Origin of the sequence: Microbacterium sp. NPDC089696 (genome assembly GCF_044749125.1) — a bacterium.
Lineage (GTDB): Bacteria > Actinomycetota > Actinomycetes > Actinomycetales > Microbacteriaceae > Microbacterium.
Genome location: NZ_JBIVHF010000002.1, coordinates 697,482 through 719,725, shown reverse-complemented (window position 1 = coordinate 719,725; position 22,244 = coordinate 697,482). Strand labels below are relative to the sequence as shown.

Genomic DNA, 22,244 nt, shown 5'->3' with positions numbered 1-22,244 from the left:
CGTCGCTTAGGCCATCCTAACTATGCTGTGCGCGACGTGCCCGGGGTGCGGCCGTGCATATGCCGCCGACGCCCCGATTCGCGCGGGGACGCGGACTGTCGTAAGCTAGTCGGCGGTGACGTGTCCGAGCGGCCGAAGGTGCAACTCTCGAAAAGTTGTGTAGGGTAACCCCCTACCGTGGGTTCAAATCCCACCGTCACCGCCAGAAAAACCCCCGAGAGATCGGGGGTTTTTTCCTATCCGGGGCGGGGCGGGGCGCGGTGCATCCGAGGGGTGTCGCCGGGCGGCGTCGTCCCTGGTTCGACGTCGCCCGGCGACGGTCAGGCCTGTTCGATGTCGGAGAACAGGCCGATGAACGGTACGCCGGTGCCGATCAGTCGCTGGAAGAACTCTCCGGCGATGGGCGTGGTGACAGCGGCCGAGGCCGCTTCATACGTTTCGAAGTACAGGTCGAGCGTCCGGTGGGCGGGAGTCGGAGTCCCGTCCTCCTTGGGCCAGACCCTCGCCGATTCGAGGCGCTGCAGCGCCGGGAGCTGCGAGGCGAGTTCTGTGATCTCCGCGTAGGCGTCCTCGAATCTGGGCGGGTCGGTGGGGTTCTCGATGACGAGGGTGATCTTGGTGGGCATGGTGGCACGTCCCTTTCGTGGTTGTCGAATCGGCTGTCAGGCGGCCGGTCGGCCGTATGTTTCGAGGAGTCGGAGCCAGACCTCGCTGATGGTCGGGTAGGCGGGAACGGCATGCCAGAGCCGCTCGATCGGCACCTCTCCGACGATCGCGATGGTCGCGGCGTGCACGAGCTCGGCGACGTCCTGCCCGACGAACGTGGCGCCGACGATCACTCGCCGGTCCTCGTCGACGATCAGCTTCGCGTGTCCGGTGTAGCCGTCGGCATGGAGCTTCGCGCCGCCCACCCAGCCGAGGTTGTACTCGACCGCGCGGTAGCGGAGCTGCTGCTGCCTCGCGCCCTCTTCGGTGAGGCCGACCGCGGCCACCTCGGGGTCGGTGAAGACGACGCGCGGCACTGCCGCGTGATCTGCCGTGGCGACGTGCTGTCCCCACAGCTCGTCGGAGACGGGTGTTCCGTCGAGTCGCGCCGCGATGGCCTCTCCGGCCGCTCGCGCCTGATACTTGCCCTGATGGGTGAGCAGTGCGCGTCCGTTGACGTCGCCGACCGCGTACAGCCAGTCGGTCCCGGTCACGAGCATGGTGTCGTCGACGGGGATGCCGCGGCTGACCTCCAGACCGAGATCCTCGAGGCCCAGACCGGCGGTGGCGGGGCGGCGCCCGGTCGATACCAGGAGTTCGTCGGCGCGGATCGCGGTGCCGTCGTCGAGGGTGATCGTGACGACGCCGTCGGCGTCGCGCTCGATCCTGGTGGGGGTGGCCGCGGTGTCGACGGTCACGCCCTCCGCGATCAGGGCGGCCGCGACGTGTTCACCGACGAACGGCTCTTCGCGCTCGAGCAGGCGAGTGCGGGAGAGCAGCGTGACCTGCGAGCCGAGAGACGAGAACGCGAAGGCGAGCTCGGTGCCGGCGACTCCGCCCCCGATGATCGCGAGCCGGGGCGGGACGCGGTCGGCCGAGGTGGCTTCCCTCGTACCCCACGGCGCTGCGTCGGCGAGCCCGGGGATCGGTGGGAGGACCGGGACGGAACCGGTCGCGACGGCGACGGCCTTCGCGGAGTAGACGCGATCGCCGACGGTCACCTCGCCGGTGCCGGTGATGCGGCCGTGTCCGCGGATGAGGTCGATGCCGGCGGATTCGAGCCAGGAGACCTGACCGTCGTCCTTCCAGTCATCGGTGAATGTCGTGCGTCGTGCGAGAACGGCCGCGACATCCAGGTGATCGGCGACCGCCTCGCGCGCTCCGGCGAGACGTCGGGCGGCGCGGACCGCATGCCCGCTGCGGAGGAGGGCCTTCGAGGGCATGCACGCCCAGTACGAGCACTCACCGCCGACGAGTTCGGATTCGACGACGGCGACGCGAACGCCGCGCTGGGTGGCGTAGTCGGCCACGTTCTCACCGACCGGCCCTCCGCCGATGACGATCAGGTCGTAGTCGTACGCTGCGGGGGCGGTCATGCGGCCACCTGCTTCTTCAGCACGACGGACAGCCGGATGGCGGAGATCAGGAAGAACACCGCGCCGACCAGGGCATAGCCCGCGGCGCCGGTGATCATTCCGCTGCCCTGCGCGCCCTGGGCGACGAACGCGGCGCCGGCGAACAGCGAGATCCCACCGGAGAGCATCTGCGGAACCTGACCGCCGGAACGGCGATTGCGGATGGCGGTGATGAGCTGGGGGAGTCCGGCGCCGATGGCCCAGACGCCCCATACGGTCAGCGCGGTCGCGGCGGACACCGTCGACGCCCAGCCGAGGGTGATCGCCACCAGCACGCTGACGATGACGTTGATCCACTCCGAGACCTTCGCCCGGCGGTTCTCACCTTCGGCGCGGATCTGCCAGAAGACGGATCCCGCGTCGAAGAGCGGGTACACGATCAGCAGGATCGTGAGGAACGGTCCCAGGGTGCCCCCGGTCAGGAACAGCAGTGCGGCCCAGACGACGGTGAAGCCGAAGCGCACGAAGTAGAGGCGGCGCAACGCGCTGCCCAGGGTGGTCGAGGGGCGGATGTCGGACATTCTCGGCTCTTCTCTCTGATGAAGGTCAATTGGTAGAGTTACTAGTACGTCTACATAGGGACGATAGACCTCTTCCCGCGCTGGCGCAACCAGCTCGATCCAGACCGGAGTCAGAAGTGAACGACGGTGTTCTCAACGCGGGTTCATCGCGGCGAAGATCTCCGCGTATGCCCCGTCCCTCTCTGCCCACCGACGTGCGTGGTCGCGTTCGAGGAGAATCTCACCGTTCGGGTGATCCTCGCGTTCGAGTGCATCCATCACGGCGGCGATGTACTCGTCGACCGGCATGGCGCGGGGATCCTCGGCTTGCAGCGATCCGGTCAGGGCCGTGCGGAGGTAGGGCGGCAGGAGCTCGATCACCTCGATCGGTGTCTCCCGGAGCTGGTGACGGAGCGACGTGAGCCACGAGTGCAGGAACGCCTTGCTCGCGCAATAGGCCGGGAAGCCGGCGAGCGGGACGAAGGCGAGCGCTGACCCCGTCGCGATGATGGTGGCGTCCGATGACTCCTTGAGGATCGGCAGGAATGCCGCTGTCGTGCGCATCACCCCGAGGACGTTCGCGTCGACGACGGCCTCCGCATCCGAGATGTCCCAGTGATCGTCCACCACGTCCTCGGGACGCGAGACGCCGGCATTGGTGACGAGGACGTTCAGCTCGGGGTGCTCGGCGCCGACGAGATCGGCGACGCGTCGCAACGACTCACGGTCGCCGACGTCCAGCTGCAGTCCGAGGATGCCGGGACGCTCGGCGGTGATCTCGTCGAGTAGCGGCTGTCGCCGGCCGGTGATGATCACTCGATTCCCGCGGTCATGGAGTGACTCGGCGAAGGCGCGGCCGATGCCGCTGGTTCCGCCGGTGATGAGGATGGTGTTTCCTGAGATCTTCATTTCGTTCGTCCTTCTCGAGGAGAAGGCCGCGGGTGCTCCGTCCGGACCGGCGTCGCCGCTCGCGGCAGAGCAGGCCTGCGTGCGGGTGGACATCGTCTCGATGCGGGTGGGCATCACCGTGGCGCTTCGACTGTCGAGTTCCCTCTGCTGAGGCCCATTCGCTGTCGGGTGCGTTGGATGACGATAACGCCTGCGGCATGCCACGGTAACGGCTGCGTTCCCGACGATAGTCACCGAACGGTCACTCGTCAAAGCGGCTTCATCTCGAATGCCGGGGCGGCGGAGAGGACGACGGAGGACGCAGCGAGATGACGAGCGCGACGCCCGGTTCCTGTGATCGACGGGTTAGGGTCCTAGACATGACGACCCCGGCCGACACCCCGACACGAGTCCGACGCGGCGGCTGGTCGGTCGTCGGGGGCGTGCTCGCCGTCCCCGCCGTGCTGCTCATCCTCGCGGCGGTGATCATCGGCCCGCAGTTGGGGATCCAGGCCGCGAACGACGCCGCGGCTCGCGGGGTCGAGTCCAGTCTTCGCGACGTTCCCCTTCCTGCGGGCGCGGAGCTCGTGGACTCGATCGCGGTGGCGGGCAAGCTCAGCGGCAACGGCAACGGGATGCAGTATCTCGGCGCACTGCTGATCCGGAGCGACCAGACGATGAGCGAGCTCCAGGCCCACTACGACTCCCAGACCAGTGCCGGCGACCTGACCATCGAGGTGTCGGGATCCCAGGGGCTGAACGGGCTGCACAGGACTCCGGGGTTCCTGGGCGAGCCGGACGGCCCGGGGACGTTCCTCGTGTTCGCCTGGGGCGATGGGCCCGGCCCGCTCTTCGAGGACTCCGACATCCGCGGGCACTGAGATCCCGAGGCTTCCGCGCCCGCGCGATAGCACCATCGCGCCGGTCGGGCGAGTTCGATACGACGCGACGGCCTGATTACCGTGGAGACCCATGGGAGACGTGAGCGCACCGACACTGACCTGGGACGACTTCGGCGCCCTGTGCCGCGCGGCTGTGCGCGGCGCCGGCGGGTCCGTCCGCACCGCGAGGGCGCTCGCATCGAGCATCGTCGCTGCCGAAGAGCACGGTCGCCGCGAAGTCGGGGCCGCGCATCTGCTCGACTACCTCGATGCTCTGCGCGACGGTCGGCTCGTGGGCGATGCGGAGCCCATCGTGCGGCATCCCCGCGGCTCGTCCGTCCTCGTCGACGCGGCCGGCGGGACGGCGCAGGCCGCGTTCGACGAGGCGTTCCCCACGGTCGTCTCGGCCGCCGCGCAGGCGGGTGTCGCCGTGCTTTCGATCCGCGACTCCTACAGTGCGGGGGAGCTCGGATACTACGCGCGGCGTCTCGCCGCGGAGGGACTCGTGGCGCTGGTCTGTGCGAACTCGCCGGCGCTCATGAGCGTGTACTCGGCATCCGCGCCCGTCACCGGCACGAACCCGATGGCGTTCGCGCTGCCGCACCCTGCGGGGCCCCGCTCGTTCGACCAGGCCAGCAGCGCGACGGCCTGGGTGTCGGTGCGTCAGGCGGCCACCGACGGCAGGGCGATCCCGGAGGGCTGGGCGGTGGATGCCGACGGTGAGCCCACCACCGATCCCGATGCCGCGCTCGCCGGCGCGCTGCTGCCTTTCGGCGGAGCGAAGGGGTCGAACGTCGCGATGATGATCGAGATGCTCGCGGTGCTCTCGGGCGCGGACTTCTCGGCGGACGCGGCGCCGTTCGACTCCGGCTCGACGCCTCCGCGGCTCGGGATGTTCGTGCTCGCCCTGGACCCTGCGGCGTTCGACTCCGGGTACGTGGAGCGGGTCGAGCGGCATCTGCGGGCGGTGGCCGAGGCGCACGGTGCCGACTTCGGCCGACGGCACGCGACACCGGCGCACGTCGAGCTCGACGAGCAGGTGCACGCGGTCCTGCGTGCGGCGGCGCAGGGAGACGCGGGGGTGTCGCGATGAGGAGCACGCTCATGATCCAGACGGTGGAGGCGCACACCGAGGGCCTGCCGGTCCGCGTCGTCACGGGCGGGGTGCCGACGATGCCGGGCGCCACCATGGAGGAGCGCCGACAATGGTTCCTCGCGCACTCCGACGATCTGCGCACGCTCCTCATGAACGAGCCCCGAGGGCACGGCACGCTCTCGGGAGCGATCCTGCAGCCGCCGACGATCGCCGACGCGCACTGGGGAGTGCTGTTCATCGAGGTCACCGGCGTGCTGCCGATGTGCGGTGCCGGCACGATCGCGGTCGCCACCGTGCTCGTCGACGCGGGCATGGTGCCCGTGGTCGAGCCGGTCACCGAAGTACGGCTCGACACCCCCGTCGGGCTGATCACCGCGCGGGTGCAGGTCGCAGACGGCAAGGCGCAGGCGGTCACGGTCGTGAACGTCCCCTCGTACGTCGTGGAGCAGGACGCCGAGGTTGAGGTGCCGGGGCTCGGAGCAGTGCGGTACGACATGGCGTACGGCGGCAACTTCTACGCGTTCGTGGAGGCCGCGGCGGTCGGCATCCCGTTCGAGCGCGCATCCGCCGAGGCGTTCACCGCGACGGGACGCGCGATCATGCGCGCGATCGACGAGCAGCGGCTGCCGGTGCATCCGACAACCGGGTTCTCGGGGTGCGAGCACGTCGTGTTCCTCGCCGAGGGATCGGATGCGCGGCACACGCGCCATGCGCTGATCAACCATCCCGGGTGGCTGGACCGCTCGCCCGGAGGGACGGGGACCAGCGCGCGGATGGCCGTCCTGCATGCGCGCGGAGAGCTCGCGATCGGTGACGATCTCGTGAACGAGTCGTTCATCGGCACGACGTTCACCGGCCGGCTCGTCGACCGGACGCTCGTCGACGGGATCGACGCCGTTATCCCCGAGATCACCGGGCGGGCGTGGATCACCGGGACCGCGACGTTCCTGCTCGATCCCGACGACCCGTTCCCGCACGGCTACACGGTCTGAGACCCCGCGGCCTCCGGTCGCGCGCTGCGACGATTCAGCTCGCGGGGAGCGCGATCCCGGTCCGGAGGCGCGATGACGCGCAGATTTCGCTTGAATGTACGTTCAGTCTCACCTCTGCGTGGATCCGCCGATGCGCAGTTCGGGGGCGAGACGATTGCGGCGCAGCGCGCCCGTGCCTCCACGGATCCGATCGACGAGCAGGGTCACGGCGTCGGCCGCGATGGACGGCAGCGGCTGCACCACGGTCGTGAGGGTCGGCCACGAGATGCGCGACAGATCGCCGCCGTCGAAACCGGTGACGAGGGTGTCCCGCGGCACGTCGTGACCGCGTTCGCGGAGGCGGGCGATGAGTCCGACAGCGATCTGGTCCGAACCCGTGACGATCGCGTCGGGGAGGGAGCCGGCCGCGAGGATGTGGTCGGCTGCGGCCGTGCCGTTCTCGACGCTGAACTCGCCGCGGTAGGTGGCGCCGATCTCGATGTCGTGGCGCCGAGCGAGCCGGTGGAACCCCTGCCAGCGCTCGACTCCGCTCGTCGTGGCGTCGTCGGTGCCGGCGTAGGCCACCGTGGTGACGCCCTGCTCGACGAGGTGCTCGAACAGCAGCTGCATCCCCAGTTCGTTGTCGACCCCGACGAAGTCGGCGATCGGTCGATCGGTCGCGCGGTCGACGGTCACGACGGGGATGTCGTCGGGCACGTTGACGATCGACGGCATCGAGGCGGTGCGGTCTGAGGCGACGATGAGGATGCCATCGACCCGACGGTCGCCGAGCACGCGCAGTCGGCGCACCTCCTCGTCGACGAACCCGTGCGAGTCCGCGAGCAGCAGCTCGAAGCCCGCTCGGCTGAGTTCCTCCTCGACCGCGTCGATGAGCTGCGCGTAGAACGGGATGCTGATGACCGGGACGATCATGCCGACGAGCCGGGTCGACCCGTCGCGCAGCGCCCGGGCGATCGGGTCCACGCGGTAGCCCAGCTCGGCGGCCACCGCGCGCACGCGGTCGACCATCTCGCGCGAGACGCGAGGCTTGCCGGCCAGCGCGCGGGAAGCGGTGGCGATCGAGACGCCGGCCCCGGCGGCGACGTCGGAGAGGGTGACGGTGGACTTCACGGATGCTCCGTTCCTCGATCGGGATCCCCGGGTTCGAGCGATACCTCGGTGCTAAAATCGCTGACGAGTAAACGATTACATGAAACGTAGCAGAAGGGATGCGCCATGCCGACGCCCGTCATCCTCGACTGCGATCCCGGATACGACGACGTGTTCGCGATCTGGCTGGCGGCCGCGCACGAGTCGATCGACCTGCGCGCCATCACGACCGTCGCGGGCAACGGCACCGTGGATCACACCGCGCTCAACGCACGCGTCGCCTGCACGGTGGCCGGCGTCCGCGGGGTGCCGATCGCCCGCGGGTCCGAGTCCCCGCTCGCGCAGGAACTCGCGCCGGCGGACTGGATCCACGGGGCGAACGCGCTCGGCGGGGTGGACCTGCCGGATGTGGCGATGTCGCTGGACGACCGCGATGCGGTCGCGGTGATCGCCGACGTGCTGCGCGACTCCGCCGAGCCCGTGACGATAGCCGCGACGGGGCCGTTGACGAACATCGCGCACGTCGTGCAGCGGCATCCGGACCTGCTGTCGGGGATCGAGCGGATCGTCTGGATGGGTGGATCCACCGGCCGGGGCAACGTCTCGCCCTATGGCGAGTTCAACGCCTCCACGGATCCCGAGGCGCTGGCGCTCGTGCTCGACAGCGGGATCCCGTTCACCATGGTCGGGCTGAACATCACGCACCAGGCGCTCATCACCCGGGAGGTGCGGGCGCGCATCCGGGCGATCGGCACCGAGACCGCGCGCTTCGGCGCCGATCTCATGGAGCGGTTCTGCTCCACCTACGACGCCTTCGGCGACATGCCGGACGGTCCCCTGCACGATCCGCTGACCGTCGCGATGATCATCGACCCGGAGGTGGCGACGACCGTGCGCGCCCGGGTCGACGTCGAACTGCGCGGAGAGCACACACGCGGAGCGACGGCGGTCGACCTCCTCGAGCTCGCGCATCGGCGCCCCAAGAACGCGACCGTCGCCCTCGAGCTCGACGTCGAGCGGTACTGGCGCCTCATCGAGTCCGCGGTCGCCGCGCTGCGCTGATACGACCGTGTCGCGGGGGCGCTCCTGCGGGCGTCAGCGAGACGAATCCGGACCTCAGGTGTAATCGTTTACACGCCTGTGTCACAGGTCGATAACTCGCTTGACAGCGCCCTCGGGCAGTCGCTTCGCTGTGTTCATGCCGCGTAAACCGTTTCTCAGATTGGGAAACACTTTGCATCCGCGGTCCTCGCGCCGTCACGGCGGGACACGAAGGAGTGACATGGAGAAGATCATCCTGGACTGCGATCCGGGCCACGACGACGCGATCGCCATCCTGCTGGCGGCCGCGAGCCCGGAGATCGACCTGCTCGGCATCACCACCGTCGCCGGCAACCACACGATCGAGAACGTGACCCGGAACGCCCTGTCGGTGTGCACCGTGTTCGGCATCCGCGTCCCCGTGGCGCGCGGCTCGGAGGGGCCGCTCGTGATCGACCAGGTGATCGCCGAGGAGATCCACGGAGTCACCGGCCTCGACGGACCGTACCTGCCGCCGGCCTCGTTCGACCTCGATCCTCGTCACGCGGTCGACTTCATCATCGAGACCGTGATGGCCCACGAGCCGAACACGGTGACCCTCGTCCCCGTCGGCCCGTACACGAACATCGCGCTGGCCGCCCGCAAGGAGCCGCGCATCGTCGAGCGCGTCAAGCAGGTCGTCGTGATGGGCGGCGCCTACACGCGCGGCAACATCACCCCCGCGGCCGAGTTCAACATCTACGCGGATCCGGAAGCTGCGCACGTCGTGTTCAGCGCCGGGTGGCCCGTCACCATGATCGGCCTCGACCTCACCCAGCATCAGGCGCTCGCGACCCCCGAACTGCAGGAACGTGTACGCGCGATCGGTGGGGACATCAGCCGGTTCATCCTCGACACGTGGGACTTCGTCCACACGACCCACAACGGACTGCTCGACATCCCGTACCCGGCGATCCACGACGCCTGCTGCGTCGCCGCGGTCATCGATCCCGACATCATCACGGTCGAGAAGGCCGACGTGCGCGTCGAGCTCGAAGGCCGCTGGACCAAGGGGCAGACCGTGGCGAACTTCGAGAGCGCCTCGGGGATGCGTCATTTCGGCGGGACCGCGAGCGCGCAGACCGACTATCGCACCGACGTCGCGATCACCCTCGACTTCGAACGCTTCGCAGACCTCATCGTCGACTCCGCCACCGCGCTCACCCACGCTCGGGTCTGAGCGCGCCCGCACCCGAATCACCCCTCACCCGAATCACCACGAAAGGACCGTCCATGAACACCACGCGGTACAGCCTCATCGCCGCGGCTGCCGTCCTCGCCCTGAGCCTCAGCGCGTGCAGCTCCCCGACCGCCGGCGGAGACGCCGGCGGCGACGACTCCCGATCCGTCGCCAACGTCGTCCCGGGCGCACTGGGCGACCAGAGCTTCTACGACGACGCCGAGAGCGGCATCGCCGAGCTGAAGTCCGACGGCTACACCACGACCACCCTGCAGGGCGACGCCAACAACCCCGCGCAGTGGAAGGCCAACCTGCAGTCCGTCTCGACCGGGCAGAACGACGTCGTCGTGATCGGCAGCTCGACCTCCTCGGACACGATCACCGAGGTCGCACCGAAGTTCCCCGACCAGCACTACATCTTCTACGACGGCGTGATCGACGCTCCGAACGTCGCCTCGCTCACGTACAAGCAGAACGAGGGATCGTTCCTCGCCGGTGTGCTGGCCGCACTCGCCACGACCCAGACCGCCGACTTCCCGCTCGCCGAGGGCAGCAAGAAGGTCGGACTGGTCGGAGGCATGGACATCCCGGTCATCAACGACTTCGCCGCGGGCTTCAGGGCCGGCGTCGAAGCCGTCGACCCGAGCGTCGAGGTCCTCGTCAGCTACGTCGGCTCCTTCAGCGACTCGGCCAAGGGGTACGACCAGGCGACCGCGATGTTCGATCAGGGCGCCGACGTCGTGTACCAGGTCGCGGGCGGCGCCGGCGTCGGCGTGCTGCAGGCCGCGGCCGACGCCGACAAGTACGCGATCGGCGTCGACAGCAACCAGAACGCCCTGCAGCAGGGCCACATCCTCGCTTCGATGCTCAAGCACGTCGGCGCGTCGATCGTGCAGGCCGTGAAGAGCGACGAGACGGGCGACCTCGCGTACGGCGAGACGACGTCCTTCGGACTCGCGAACGACGGCGTCGGACTCACGTTCGATGACAACGGGGACATCGTCCCGCAGTCCGTCATCGACGCGGTCGACGACTACAAGCAGAAGGTCGTCGACGGCGAGATCGACGTCCCGAGCGGCTTCTGACCGCTCACGGTGGCGGAGGCGACCGCCTCCGCCACCGCCCCTCGTACTCGAAGGAGAGAACAATGGATCGGCCGATCCTCGAACTGCGTCGGATCACCAAGACGTTCGGCGCCAAGGTCGCGAACCGCGACGTGTCGCTCCGCATCCTCCCGGGCACCGTCCACGCCATCGTGGGGGAGAACGGTGCGGGCAAGTCGACCCTGATGAACATGATCTCCGGCAACCTCCAGCCGGACTCGGGCGAGATCGTCGTCGACGGCAGCCCCGTGGTGGTCACCGACCCGAAGCGGGCGGATGCGCTCGGCATCGGCATGGTCCACCAGCACTTCAAACTCGTGCCGTCGCTCAGCGTCGCGGCCAACATCTTCCTCGGCAACGAGACCAGCAGCCTCCCCGGAGTGCTCGACCGACGGGCCATGGACCAGCGTGTCACGGAGCTGAGCTCCGAGCTCGGCCTCGCGCTCGATCCGCGCGACCGCGTGCAGGATCTCTCGGTCGGCGAACGTCAGCGCGTCGAGATCGTCAAGGCACTCTCCCACGACACCCGCCTGCTCATCCTCGATGAGCCGACGGCCGTGCTCACACCCGCCGAGACGGACGAGCTGTTCGTCGTCGTGCGTCGACTCGCCGCGCAGGGATGCGCCGTCGTCTTCATCTCGCACAAGCTCGGCGAGGTGCTCGCCATCGCCGATGAGATCACCGTGATCCGCGACGGCGAGGTGGTGGGCAGCCGCCCGGCCGAGGGGCTCAGCCAGAGCGACATCGCCTCGATGATGGTCGGCCGCGAGGTGCTGCTGCGCATCGCGCACACCCCGCCCCGCCCCGGTGCCGACGTGCTCGCGGTCGACGGCCTCTCGGCGATCGACCAGCGCGGCGCCGTCGCCGTGAAGAACCTCTCGCTCACGGTGCGCTCCGGCGAGATCGTCGGCATCGCGGGCGTCGAGGGCAACGGGCAGTCCGAACTCGCCGCCGCGATCGCCGGCATGTACCTGCCTCCCCGCGGGCGCATCGCGATCGCGGGCGACGAGGTGACCACGGCGTCCGTCGCCGAACGCCGGGCGCGCGGCCTCGCCTACATCCCGGAGGACCGGCACGAGGAGGGCGCGGCGCCCGCGCTGAGCATCGGCGAGAACATCGCGGCCGGTCACCTGCGCCCGCCGATCGCCCGCCGCGGCTGGCTGTCGTTGCGCTCCGTGCACGACTACGCGCAGCGCCTCATCGCGAAGTTCGACGTGCGCGGCGCTCGGCCGGACACCCCGATCGGATCGCTGTCGGGCGGCAACATGCAGAAGGTCATCATCGCGCGGGAGTTCGAGTCCGAGCCTGCGTTGCTCATGGTGTCGCAGCCGACCCGGGGCGTCGACGTCGGCGCGATGGAGTTCGTGCACAACTCGATCGTCGACCTCCGCGACAAGGGCGCGGGGGTGCTGCTGTTCTCCGCCGACCTCAACGAGGTCATGAGCCTGTCGGACCGTCTGCTCGTGATGTACCGGGGCGAGGTCGTCGCCGAGTTCACGCAGGAGAACATGACCGAGCTCGCGGTGGGCCTCGCGATGGCAGGAGTCCCGCCGACGGCCGAGGCGCTACGCGAGGCGGCGGTCGAACGGGAGCGCGTCGCCGCCGAGCTCGAGGCCAGCGGCACCCGGCTCGTCGACGGATCCGCCGAGGTCGCGATCGTCGAGGAGGTCGCGACGACCTCGGTGGTCGTGCCCCGGACGGTCGCGGTCGAGACGGCGCCGAGGAGCGTCAGTGCCGTCCTGTCAGAGTTCGCCTCGCACACCTTCCGCAGCGCCACGCAGCCGATCGTCGCCGTGCTCGCGGCGCTCGCGATCGGCGCCGTCGTGATCCTCGCCATCGGCCAGAACCCGATCACCGCGTACGTCGAGCTGTTCACCTCGGCCTGGCGCACGCCGTTCGGCATCGGCAGCATCATCGCGATGTTCGTCCCTCTGGCGATCATGGCCGCAGGCACGATCGTGTCGTTCCGCGCGGGATTCTTCAACATCGGCGGCGAGGGGCAGCTCTACTTCGGCGCCTTCTTCGGCGCTTTCGCCGGCTTCACGTTCCACGGTCTGCCCCCGCTGCTGCACATCCTGCTCGTGCTGCTCTTCGGTGCGGCCGCGGGAGCCCTATGGGGTCTGATCCCCGGCTTCCTCACCGGGTTCCTGAAGGTCGACATCGTCGTGATCACCCTGCTCCTGTCGCAGGTGGCGCTGCTCATCACGAGCTTCTTCGTCACGGGGCCGTTCGCCGACCCCACCGCGACGCTCGCCGGCTCACCGCGCGTGGACGCCTCCGCACTCCTGCCGGTCTTCGACCCCGCGTTCGGCTTCGGACCCGATCTGCTCATCGCGGTCGGCATCGCCGTGCTCCTGGGCCTCGTGCTGAACCGCACCACCTGGGGCCTCCGTGTGAAGGAGCTCGGCGAACTCAACCGCTTCGCCGACTACATCGGCACGTCCTCCAAGGGCATGGCGATGCAGGTCATGTCGGTCAGCGGCGCCGCAGCCGGCCTCGCCGGAGCCCTCTTCGTGATCGGGCCGAACGGCGGGCGCTTCCTGCAGGCGTTCTCGCCCGGATTCGCGTTCCTCGCGATCACGGTCGCGCTCCTGGCCCGCCTCAACCCCTGGGCGTCGCTGGTCGCGGCGCTGTTCTACGCGACCATGATGGCCGGAGGCACCGGCATCCAGGCGGTCGGCGTGCCGTTCCCGATGATCAGCGTCCTGCAGGGGCTCATCGTGATCGCCATCACCGCCACCTTCGCCCTCTCGTTCCGCAGACGGCGGCAGTCCACGAAGGGCGCATCGAAATGAACGAGATCCTCGCACAGGTGCTCACGGTCGGCACCCTCGCCGTCATCCTCGCCAAGACCACGCCGATCCTGCTCGCCGCGATCGGGGGCGGCCTCAGCCAGGTCGGCAACATCCTCAACATCGGTCTCGAGGGCCTCATGCTCGTCGGAGCCTTCGCCGGCATCGCCGTGGGCGCCGTCACGAACCCGTACGTCGGGGTGCTCGCGGCCCTCGGCGCCGGTGTCCTCCTCGCGCTGGTCTACGCCGTCGCCTCGCTCGTGTTCAAAGCCGACTACATCGTCGTCGGCATCGGCACCAACCTCCTCGCGATCGGCATCACCGTGCTGCTCCTCACCGTGCTCTACGGCAACGCCGGAGTGACCCCGGGAGACGTGAAGTCCGTGCTGCCGAAGATCGATCTCGGTCCGGTGGGTGACGTCCCTGTCCTCGGGCCGATCTTCGACGACCACACGATCCTCGTCTGGGTCGCGCTGCTGCTGGTGCCGGTGTACTGGTTCGTGCTGTACCGCACCCGCTACGGCGTGCACCTCCGCGCGGTCGGCGAGGACGAACCGGCGGCGCTCGCCGCGGGCATCCGGGTCTTCCGGGTGAAGTTCCTGTCGATCATCGTGTCGGGAGCCCTGTGCGGACTCGCCGGTGCTCAGCTGGCCATGGCCTCGGTGGGCTCCTTCACCGCCGGGATGACGTCGGGGCGGGGGTTCATCGTCGTCGCGGCCGTGATCTTCGCCGCCGGGCGCCCCGTGCCGACGCTGGTCGTCTGCCTGATCTTCGGCGCGGCCGACGGACTCGCCGACCGCCTGGCGCTGGGTGGCGTGAACTCGTCGCTGGCGCTGCTCACGCCGTACGTCATCACGATCATCGCGCTCGTGGTCGCCGCCCTGCGCATCCGCGCCGCGATCCGGGCCCGCACCCGGCGCGGCCTCGCGCAGCTGACCGCCTGAATCCGCACGACCGTGCACGAGAGGAACGAAGAACAGATGAGCCACGTCGCCGTCCTCGGCAGCGCGAACGCCGACCTCGTGGTCGAGGTCGACCGCAGACCCGAAGCGGGGGAGACCCTGCTGGGATCGGATCTGCGCGTCTTCGCCGGGGGCAAGGGCGCGAACCAGGCCGCGTCGTCGGCGCGTTCCGGCGCCGAGACGTCGTTCATCGCGTGCGTGGGCGACGACGACCACGGGAGTCTGCTGCGCACCGCACTCGCGGACGCGGGTGTCGACGTCGCCGGGATGGTCCGCGTCGACCGCCCCACCGGCACGGCTCTGATCCTCGTCACCCCCGACGGGGAGAACTCGATCGTCGTGTCGCCCGGGGCGAATCACGCGCTGGACATCGATCGGGCGGATGCGGCGGCGGCGCGCTGGGCGGACGCCGACGTGCTCGTGCTCAACCTCGAGACGCCGCTTCCCACGGTCGAGCACGTGGCGGTCGCGGCGGCGGCGCGCGGAGTTCGGGTGCTGATGAACGCCGCGCCCGCGCATCCGCTCCGTCGCGACGTCCTCGAGGTCTGCGATCCGCTCGTCGTCAACGAGCACGAGGCGCGCATCCTGGCGGACGGCGGCGACGGCTCGGACTCCTTCGAGGGCCTCGCCCGGATCCTCCTCGATCGCGGCGCCCGATCGGTCGTCATCACGCTCGGTTCCGCGGGAGCCCTGCACGCGGACGCCGAGGGCTTCGGGACGGTGCCCTCGTACGCGGTCGACGTCGTGGACACGACCGGCGCCGGCGACGCGTTCGTCGGCGCGATGGCGTGCGAGCTCGCCCGCGGCGTGGGGCTGCGCGATGCGGTGGCGTTCGCGACCGCGGCGGCGGCGGTGTCGGTGCAGTCGATGGGCGCGCAGTCCTCGTATCCGGACCGCGACGCGGTCGAACGGTGGCTGACGACGACGTTCTGACAGCGTAGTCAGGACGCGCTCGGATCTGACAGCATGGAGGAGAGGTTCAGCGTCGAGTCGTTCGTCGTGGGCCGCAGCAGAGCGATCGAGGCCCCGGGGCAGATCGCATCCCCGAGCTCGAAGGCGGACACCCGTGACGATCGCAGCACCTCTCACCACCGGCTGGACCCTCGGCGCCGTCGACGTGGCACCCGGATCGCCCGCGGCGGCGCTCCCCGCCGTGATCCCGGCGACCGTGCCCGGCACGGTGCACACCGATCTCCTGGCGGCAGGGCTGATCGACGATCCCTATCTCGACCTGAACGAGCTGAAGGACGAGTGGATCGGCCACACGGAGTGGGCGTACCGCACCGTGATCGACTGGCAGGGCAGCGCGGAGGAGCGCACCGACCTCGTGTTCGACGGTCTCGACACGGTCGCGATCGTCACGCTGAACGGCGTCGAGATCGGACGCACGTTCAACCAGCACCGCACGTATCGCTTCGACGTGAGCGCCCTGCTGCAGGTGGGCGAGAACGCCCTCGAGGTGCGCTTCGCCTCGGCGTGGGAGTACGCGGAGGGCGTCAAGGCCCAGCTGGGCGACCTCCCGAACGCCTACCCGACGCCGTTCGGCTTCATCCGCAAGATGGCAGCGAACTTCGGGTGGGACTGGGGCCCCCAGCTCGTCACGGCCGGCATCTGGAAGGACGTGCGGCTCGAGTCCTGGTCGGGCGCCCGGCTCGCCGAGGTGCGCACCGCCCTCACCCTCGACGGGGAGGCCGGTGTCGCGCACGTCACGGCCGTGCTCGAGACGACGGATGCCGGGGTGAGCGCCGACCGGGTCCTCGCCGTCGATATCGCCGGTCAGGGCGTCGAGGTCCCCGTCGCGGGCAGCACGGTCGAGGCCGAGGTCCGCGTGCCCGACGTCGCCGTGTGGTGGCCCCGCGGCATGGGGGAGCAGCCCCGGTACGACCTGACCCTCGAGGTCCGTGACGACGAGGGCGTCCGCGACTCCTGGTCGCGTCGGGTCGGATTCCGCACCGTCGAGCTCGACACCTCGGAGGACGAGACGGGTGCGAAGTTCACCTTCGTGATCAACGGTGTCCCGCTGTTCATCCGCGGCGCGAACTGGATCCCCGACGACTGCTTCCCCTCGCGGATCACGCCCGAGCGCTACCGCGACCGCATCGAGCAGTCGATCGGCGCGAACCTCAACCTCCTCCGGGTCTGGGGCGGCGGCATCTACGAGCGCGACGAGTTCTACGACATCTGCGACGAGCTGGGCGTGCTCACGTGGCAGGACTTCCTGTTCGCGTGCGCGGCGTACCCCGAGGAGGAGCCGATCCGCTCCGAGGTGATCGCCGAGGCGCACGACAACGTGCTGCGCCTGTCGACGCACCCGAGCCTCGTGCTGTGGAACGGCTGCAACGAGAACATCTGGGGATGGTTCGACTGGAACTGGCAGGAGCCTGTCGGCGACCGCACCTGGGGTCTCGGGTACTACACCGAGGTGCTTCCCGAGATCGTCGCCGAGCTCGACCCCACCACGCCGTACTGGGCCGGCAGCCCCTTCTCGGGATCGATGGATGTGCACCCCAACGAGCCGTCGCGGGGCAACATGCACATCTGGGACGTCTGGAACCGCGTCGACTACACCGTCTACGCCGACTACGCGCCGCGCTTCGTGTCGGAGTTCGGCTTCCAGGGACCGCCGACGTGGTCGACGCTGACGCGCGCGATCCACGACGAGCCGCTCACCCCCGAGTCGCCCGGGATGCTCCTGCACCAGAAGGCCGACGACGGCAACGGCAAGCTCGCCCGCGGCATGGCGCCGCACCTGCCCGAGCCGCAGTCCATGGAGGACTGGCACTTCCTCACGCAGCTCAACCAGTCGCGCGCGATCGTGTTCGGCACCGAGCTCTACCGGTCGCAGCGTCCGCATTGCATGGGCACGATCGTGTGGCAGATCAACGACTGCTGGCCCGTGACGTCCTGGGCAGCGGTCGACGGCGACGGTCGGCGCAAGCCGCTCTGGCACGGACTGCGCCGCGCGAACGCCGAGCGCCTTGCCACGGTGCAGCCCACCGCGGACGGCGGGCTCGCGCTCGTGCTCGTGAACGATTCCCGCGAGCCGTGGTCGGCCGACGGGGACCTCCGCCGTCTCGCCTTCACCGGTGACGTGCACGCCGAGCAGGCGGTGTCGGTCGTGGTGCCGGCGCTCGACGCCGTCACCATCTCGCTCGACGCGGAGATCGCCCGGCCCGGGGACGCGCGGGCCGAGGTCGTGAGCGTTGAGGTCTCGGGGGCGCGACCGATCACGCACCTGTTCGCGGAGGACAAGGACCTCGATCTCGAGGCGCCGGAGCTCCGCGTGATCGTCGGAGCGTGGGACGACGGCCGCCAGACGGTCGAACTCGCCGCCGACCGATTCGTCCGCGGCGTCGTGCTGTACCCGGACCGCCTCGCACCGGACGCCTGGGTCGACGACGCGGATGTCGACGTCGTGCCGGGGCGGACGACGGTGCTGACCGTCGAGACGGCCGTGCCCCTCGATCCGTCCGCGCTCGGCACGCGCCCCGTGCTGCGGAGCGTCAACGACGTCATCGGCTGACGCGCGGAGCCGCCGCCACCCGGACGACCCCGCGCGCCCGAGCCGTCGGCCTCGTATCCTCGGAGCAGGTGGGAGTCTGACGGAAGGACAGGGCGATGGAGCGTGTCGACACGATCGTGGTCGGAGCGGGGGTCTCGGGCCTCACGGCGGCGCGGCTGCTGGCGGATGCCGGTCAGCGCGTGCTCGTGCTCGAGGCGCGGGACCGTGTGGGCGGCCGCGTGCACACCGATCGCACGGGGGCGGCGACCGACCTCGGGGCGTCGTGGATCCACGGCGTCACCGACAGCCCCGTCGCCGCAGCGGTCGCGGCGTTCGGGATGCCGACGGTCGAGTTCACGGTCGGCGGATACCAGCCCGACAGTCGGCCGATCGCGTACTACGGTCCCGACGGGGCTCGGCTGAGCGACGAGGCGGCGCGGGCGTTCGCCGCCGACGTGCACGCTGTCGACGCGACACTGCGAGAGGTGGTCGAGGGCTCGGCGCCCGACGCGTCGTACCGCGACGTGACCGACGAGGCGCTCGCACGTCAGGGATGGGATGCCGAGCGCGCGCAGCGCGTGCGCGAGTACCTGGAGCACCGCTCCGAGGAGCAGTACGGCGTGTGGATCGAAGATCTCGCGGCGCACGGGCTCGACGACGATTCGATCGACGGCGACGAGGTCGTGTTCCCGGAGGGGTACGACGTGCTGCCGACCCGGCTCGCCGAAGGTCTCGACGTGCGGCTCGACCATGCGGTGACCGCGGTCGACCGCCGTGACGGCATCCTCGTCCGCACCGAGCGCGGCGAGTTCGCGGCCGACGCTGCGATCGTCACGGTCCCGGTCGGGGTGCTGCGCTCCGACGCGATCACCTTCACCCCGCCGCTGCCGCCCGTGAACTCCGAGGCGCTCTCCCGCCTGGAGATGAACGCGTTCGAGAAGGTGTTCCTGCGCTTCCCCGAGCGGTTCTGGGACGAGGGCGTCTACGCGATCCGTCAGCAGGGTCCGGAGAGCCGCTGGTGGCACTCCTGGTACGACCTCACGTCGCTCCACGGCCAGCCGACGCTGCTGACGTTCGCCGCGGGACCGGCCGCCCGCGGCATCCGGGACCGGAGCGACGAGGAGGTGGTCGAGTCGATCTTGGAGCAGCTGCGCCGCCTGTTCGGCGCCCGGGTCCCGCAGCCGCTCTCGGTGCACCGCACGGACTGGCAGGACGACCCGTGGTCGCACGGCTCCTATGCGTACATGACCGTCGGCTCGACCACGGCCGACCACGACGACCTCGCGACGCCGGTCGACGGCGTCCTGCACCTCGCCGGCGAAGCCACGTGGACCGACGACCCCGCCACCGTGCCCGCCGCGATGCTCTCGGGTCACCGCGCCGCCGAGCGCGTGCTGCACCGCGCGGTGCCGATCGAGCGGCTCTGGGCGCACGCCTGACCGGACTGCTCCCGGCACCGCTCTTCCATCGCGATCACAGCATCCGCTCGATACAGTGATCATCGAGCCGTCCGTCGGACGAGCGACTCGCATACGACCCCAGGAAGAGACCTGTGAGCCGTCACCGCCCCGCCCCTGATCAGGAGGGTCGATCTACCGACCCCTTCGTCTTCGTGCGAGGGGGTGAGTTCGGATGCTGGAGGCAGTGCTGACGCTGCTGCTCGGCGTGCTGCTGACGCTGGCGATCATCGCCGCGTGCGGGTTCTTCGTCGCGCAGGAGTTCGCGTACATGTCGGTCGACCGGTCGCGCATGGCGGCCCTCGCCGAGAAGGGCGACGCGCAGGCGAAGCGCGTCCTCGCGATCACGAAGCGCACGTCGTTCATGCTCTCCGGCGCGCAGCTGGGCATCACGGTCACAGGCCTCCTCATCGGCTACGTCGCGGAGCCGCTGATCGGCGAGTCCATCGGCACGCTGCTCGGCGGCGTCGGCATCCCGCCCGCGGTGTCGGTGCTGATCGGCACGACCGGGGCGCTGCTGCTCGCGACGATCGTCACGATGATCTTCGGCGAGCTGTACCCCAAGAACCTGGCGATCGCGAGCCCGGAGCCGCTCGCCCGCGCCCTGGCGATGCCGACCCGCATCTATCTCGCGGCGTTCGGCTGGCTCATCACGGTGTTCGACGTCGCCGCGAACGCGCTGCTCCGACTCGTGCGCATCGAGCCGCTCGAGGACGTCGACGAGAGCGCCACGGCGCGCGACCTCGAAGCGATCGTGGAGGAGTCCCGCGTGAGCGGCGACCTGCCCGACGACCTGTCGATCATCATCGACCGGATGCTCGACTTCCCCGAGCGCGACGTCGAGCACGCCATGGTGCCGCGGTCCAAGGTCGACACGATCGCCCCGTCGACCACGGTCGCCGAGGTCCGCGAGCTGATGTCCACGGGGCACACGCGCTATCCCGTGATCGGCGACGAGGACATCCCCGTCGGCGTCGTCGAGCTCATCGACCTGCTGCGGCTCGTCCCCGCCGGCAGCGCTCCCGTGTCCGAGGTCATGCGCCCCCCGGTGATCCTGCCCACCGCCATGCGCCTCCCGCTCGCCCTCGACCGCATGCGCCAGACGCGCAACGAACTGGCCTGCGTGGTCGACGAGTACGGCAACTTCGACGGCATCCTCACCGTCGAGGACCTGACGGAGGAGGTCGTCGGGGAGATCGAGGACGAGCACGATCCCGACGCCGTCGCCGTGACCGACGGCGAGGACGGCTGGACTCTCGCGGGCGACGTGCACCTCGACGAGATCGAGCGTCTCATCGGGCACGACCTCGCGGAGGACGACGCCGAGACCATCGCGGGTCTCGTCGTCAGCGTGCACGGCGACCTGCCCCGATCGGGCGACGTCGTGCGGATCGACCTGCCCGCCAAGGCGGCCGAGACCGTGCAGGGCATCGAGATCGACCGCTGGCTCGACGTGCGCGTGGTCGAGGTCGCCCGCCACGTGCCGGCCGTCGTGCACATCGCCCTGCAGGAGTCGGGCGGCGATCCCGACCCGGATGCCGAGACCACGACGGAGGTGGCCCGATGAGCTGGTGGATGGTCACCCTGATCACGACGGCGCTGATCGTCGCGAGCGCGTTCTTCGTCATCGTCGAGTTCGCGCTGCTCGCCGCCCGGCGTCACCGCCTCGAGGCCGAGGCCGACACGAGCGCCTCCGCTCGGTCCGCCCTGCGCGGTCTCAACGAGCTCACGGTCATGCTCGCGTTCGCCCAGCTGGGCATCACGGCGTGCACGTTCCTGCTCGGCGCGATCACCAAGCCCGCGATCGACTACGCGCTGTCACCGGTGTTCGAGGCGTGGGGGCTGCCCTACATCGCGGCCGACATCATCGCGTTCATGCTCGCGCTCATCGTGGTGACGTTCCTGCACCTGGTGATCGGCGAGATGGCGCCGAAGTCCTGGGCGATCGCGCACCCCGAGACCGCGGCCAAGGCCACGAGCATCCTCGCCCGCGCGCTCACCTGGCCGCTGCGCCCGTTCCTCCTCTGGATCAACCGCATCGCGAACCGCCTCGTGAAGGCCTCGGGCGTCGAGCCGGTCGAGAAGGCCGCGGCCGGCGGTCAGGACGTCGACACGATCCGTGAGCTCGTGGCGCACTCGCGCGCCGCCGGGACGCTGGAGGTCGAGTACTCGGAGCCGATCGTGCGAGCCATCTCGCTCCAGTCGCTCACGGTCGGCGAGATCGTGCGGACGGATGCCGCCCCCACCGCGGTGCCGCAGGGGGCGACGGTGCGCGACGTGCAGGCCGTGGCCGCAGCCTCGGGGCACCTGCGCATCCTCGTGGGGGAGGGGGCGGCGGTGAGGGTCGTGCACGTGCGCGACACGCTGTCGCTCGACGCCGAGACCCCGGTCGCCGGGATCGCGCGCGACGTCACGACCGTCGTCCCCGACGCCGGCGCCTACGACACGCTCAGCCGCATGCGCCGCGATCACGTGCAGCTCGCCGCGGTCGTCGAGGGCGACGCGCTGATCGGCGTCGTGACCCTCGACGACCTGCTCCGGGAGCTGCTGCCCGCGACGGTGTGACGAGACGGTGTGACGAGACGGTGTGATGCGGGCCGGA

At 70.0% G+C, this 22,244-nt stretch carries 18 protein-coding genes and 1 tRNA gene; 14 read left to right on the top strand and 5 right to left on the bottom strand.

Translation table 11 applies throughout. From position 1 onward, the window contains the following. Positions 1–114: 114 nt before the first annotated feature. A tRNA-Ser gene (locus ACIPY8_RS13900) sits at positions 115–205 on the top strand. Positions 206–320: 115 nt separating this feature from the next. On the opposite strand, the gene ACIPY8_RS13895 is transcribed toward ACIPY8_RS13900, so the two are convergent. From ACIPY8_RS13895 to ACIPY8_RS13880, 4 genes are all read right to left on the bottom strand, one after another. Then, a complete protein-coding gene (locus tag ACIPY8_RS13895) occupies positions 321–626 on the bottom strand; it encodes an EthD family reductase (protein WP_400819221.1) in 306 nt (101 codons plus the stop codon). A gap of 36 nt (positions 627–662) precedes the next feature. Then, complete coding sequence (locus ACIPY8_RS13890) at positions 663–2,081, bottom strand: dihydrolipoyl dehydrogenase family protein (RefSeq protein WP_400819218.1); 1,419 nt, start codon at positions 2,079–2,081, stop codon at positions 663–665. Continuing rightward, on the bottom strand, positions 2,078–2,641 hold the full coding sequence (locus ACIPY8_RS13885) for a hypothetical protein (RefSeq protein WP_400819216.1): 564 nt from the start codon (positions 2,639–2,641) through the stop codon (positions 2,078–2,080). The genes ACIPY8_RS13890 and ACIPY8_RS13885 overlap by 4 nt, the downstream gene beginning before the upstream one ends. 132 nt (positions 2,642–2,773) lie before the next feature. Then, positions 2,774–3,529, bottom strand: a complete 756-nt coding sequence (locus ACIPY8_RS13880) for an SDR family oxidoreductase (protein WP_400819213.1) — start codon at positions 3,527–3,529, stop codon at positions 2,774–2,776. Positions 3,530–3,888: 359 nt separating this feature from the next. Between ACIPY8_RS13880 and ACIPY8_RS13875 the strand changes: the two genes are divergently transcribed. From ACIPY8_RS13875 to ACIPY8_RS13865, 3 genes are all read left to right on the top strand, one after another. Next, positions 3,889–4,389, top strand: a complete 501-nt coding sequence (locus ACIPY8_RS13875) for a hypothetical protein (RefSeq protein WP_400819211.1) — start codon at positions 3,889–3,891, stop codon at positions 4,387–4,389. A gap of 100 nt (positions 4,390–4,489) precedes the next feature. Continuing rightward, entirely contained in the window at positions 4,490–5,482 is a 993-nt protein-coding gene (locus tag ACIPY8_RS13870; protein ID WP_400819208.1) for an Ldh family oxidoreductase, read from the top strand. Further along, complete coding sequence (locus ACIPY8_RS13865; protein ID WP_400819206.1) at positions 5,479–6,477, top strand: proline racemase family protein; 999 nt, start codon at positions 5,479–5,481, stop codon at positions 6,475–6,477. Before ACIPY8_RS13870 ends, ACIPY8_RS13865 begins: the two co-directional genes overlap by 4 nt. Positions 6,478–6,585: 108 nt before the next feature. Here the strand turns inward: ACIPY8_RS13865 and ACIPY8_RS13860 are convergent, their stop codons facing one another. Further along, positions 6,586–7,587: a LacI family DNA-binding transcriptional regulator gene (locus ACIPY8_RS13860; protein ID WP_400819203.1), complete on the bottom strand. Its 1,002-nt coding sequence runs from the start codon at positions 7,585–7,587 to the stop codon at positions 6,586–6,588. A 105-nt stretch (positions 7,588–7,692) separates the two neighbouring features. Here ACIPY8_RS13860 and ACIPY8_RS13855 point away from each other — a divergent pair, with 105 nt between their 5' ends. From ACIPY8_RS13855 to ACIPY8_RS13810, 10 genes are all read left to right on the top strand, one after another. After that, the gene (locus ACIPY8_RS13855; RefSeq protein WP_400819200.1) at positions 7,693–8,628 is read left to right on the top strand and encodes a nucleoside hydrolase; all 936 of its coding nucleotides are present in this window, start codon (positions 7,693–7,695) and stop codon (positions 8,626–8,628) included. Between the two features lie 220 nt (positions 8,629–8,848). Further along, a complete protein-coding gene (locus ACIPY8_RS13850) occupies positions 8,849–9,826 on the top strand; it encodes a nucleoside hydrolase (RefSeq protein ID WP_400819197.1) in 978 nt (325 codons plus the stop codon). A gap of 53 nt (positions 9,827–9,879) precedes the next feature. Then, positions 9,880–10,911 (top strand): BMP family protein, encoded by a 1,032-nt coding sequence (locus ACIPY8_RS13845; protein ID WP_400819195.1) that lies wholly within the window; start codon positions 9,880–9,882, stop codon positions 10,909–10,911. Between the two features lie 62 nt (positions 10,912–10,973). Continuing rightward, complete coding sequence (locus ACIPY8_RS13840) at positions 10,974–13,724, top strand: ATP-binding cassette domain-containing protein (protein WP_400819192.1); 2,751 nt, start codon at positions 10,974–10,976, stop codon at positions 13,722–13,724. Continuing rightward, entirely contained in the window at positions 13,721–14,665 is a 945-nt protein-coding gene (locus tag ACIPY8_RS13835; RefSeq protein WP_400819190.1) for an ABC transporter permease, read from the top strand. The genes ACIPY8_RS13840 and ACIPY8_RS13835 overlap by 4 nt, the downstream gene beginning before the upstream one ends. A gap of 36 nt (positions 14,666–14,701) precedes the next feature. Beyond that, positions 14,702–15,616 carry a ribokinase gene (rbsK, locus tag ACIPY8_RS13830; protein ID WP_400819188.1) on the top strand — a complete coding sequence of 305 codons (915 nt, stop codon included), beginning with the start codon at positions 14,702–14,704 and terminating at the stop codon, positions 15,614–15,616. A gap of 133 nt (positions 15,617–15,749) precedes the next feature. Beyond that, complete coding sequence (locus ACIPY8_RS13825) at positions 15,750–18,206, top strand: glycosyl hydrolase 2 galactose-binding domain-containing protein (RefSeq protein ID WP_400819185.1); 2,457 nt, start codon at positions 15,750–15,752, stop codon at positions 18,204–18,206. A gap of 95 nt (positions 18,207–18,301) precedes the next feature. Further along, positions 18,302–19,624 carry a flavin monoamine oxidase family protein gene (locus ACIPY8_RS13820; protein ID WP_400819182.1) on the top strand — a complete coding sequence of 441 codons (1,323 nt, stop codon included), beginning with the start codon at positions 18,302–18,304 and terminating at the stop codon, positions 19,622–19,624. A gap of 193 nt (positions 19,625–19,817) precedes the next feature. Continuing rightward, positions 19,818–21,209, top strand: a complete 1,392-nt coding sequence (locus tag ACIPY8_RS13815) for a hemolysin family protein (RefSeq protein ID WP_400819179.1) — start codon at positions 19,818–19,820, stop codon at positions 21,207–21,209. Then, entirely contained in the window at positions 21,206–22,207 is a 1,002-nt protein-coding gene (locus ACIPY8_RS13810; protein WP_400819177.1) for a CNNM domain-containing protein, read from the top strand. The genes ACIPY8_RS13815 and ACIPY8_RS13810 overlap by 4 nt, the downstream gene beginning before the upstream one ends. Positions 22,208–22,244: the final 37 nt, after the last annotated feature.

Bases quoted from the DNA above. Each gene is read 5' to 3' on its own strand.
- ACIPY8_RS13835 (WP_400819190.1), top strand. From the start codon at position 13,721: ATGAACGAGATCCTCGCACAGGTGCTCACGGTCGGCACCCTCGCCGTC.
- ACIPY8_RS13815 (WP_400819179.1), top strand. From the start codon at position 19,818: ATGCTGGAGGCAGTGCTGACGCTGCTGCTCGGCGTGCTGCTGACGCTG.
- ACIPY8_RS13840 (WP_400819192.1), top strand. From the start codon at position 10,974: ATGGATCGGCCGATCCTCGAACTGCGTCGGATCACCAAGACGTTCGGC.
- ACIPY8_RS13810 (WP_400819177.1), top strand. From the start codon at position 21,206: ATGAGCTGGTGGATGGTCACCCTGATCACGACGGCGCTGATCGTCGCG.
- ACIPY8_RS13820 (WP_400819182.1), top strand. From the start codon at position 18,302: ATGGAGCGTGTCGACACGATCGTGGTCGGAGCGGGGGTCTCGGGCCTC.
- ACIPY8_RS13845 (WP_400819195.1), top strand. From the start codon at position 9,880: ATGAACACCACGCGGTACAGCCTCATCGCCGCGGCTGCCGTCCTCGCC.
- ACIPY8_RS13865 (WP_400819206.1), top strand. From the start codon at position 5,479: ATGAGGAGCACGCTCATGATCCAGACGGTGGAGGCGCACACCGAGGGC.
- ACIPY8_RS13885 (WP_400819216.1), bottom strand. From the start codon at position 2,641: ATGTCCGACATCCGCCCCTCGACCACCCTGGGCAGCGCGTTGCGCCGC.
- ACIPY8_RS13880 (WP_400819213.1), bottom strand. From the start codon at position 3,529: ATGAAGATCTCAGGAAACACCATCCTCATCACCGGCGGAACCAGCGGC.
- ACIPY8_RS13890 (WP_400819218.1), bottom strand. From the start codon at position 2,081: ATGACCGCCCCCGCAGCGTACGACTACGACCTGATCGTCATCGGCGGA.
- ACIPY8_RS13895 (WP_400819221.1), bottom strand. From the start codon at position 626: ATGCCCACCAAGATCACCCTCGTCATCGAGAACCCCACCGACCCGCCC.
- ACIPY8_RS13850 (WP_400819197.1), top strand. From the start codon at position 8,849: ATGGAGAAGATCATCCTGGACTGCGATCCGGGCCACGACGACGCGATC.
- ACIPY8_RS13875 (WP_400819211.1), top strand. From the start codon at position 3,889: ATGACGACCCCGGCCGACACCCCGACACGAGTCCGACGCGGCGGCTGG.
- rbsK (WP_400819188.1), top strand. From the start codon at position 14,702: ATGAGCCACGTCGCCGTCCTCGGCAGCGCGAACGCCGACCTCGTGGTC.
- ACIPY8_RS13855 (WP_400819200.1), top strand. From the start codon at position 7,693: ATGCCGACGCCCGTCATCCTCGACTGCGATCCCGGATACGACGACGTG.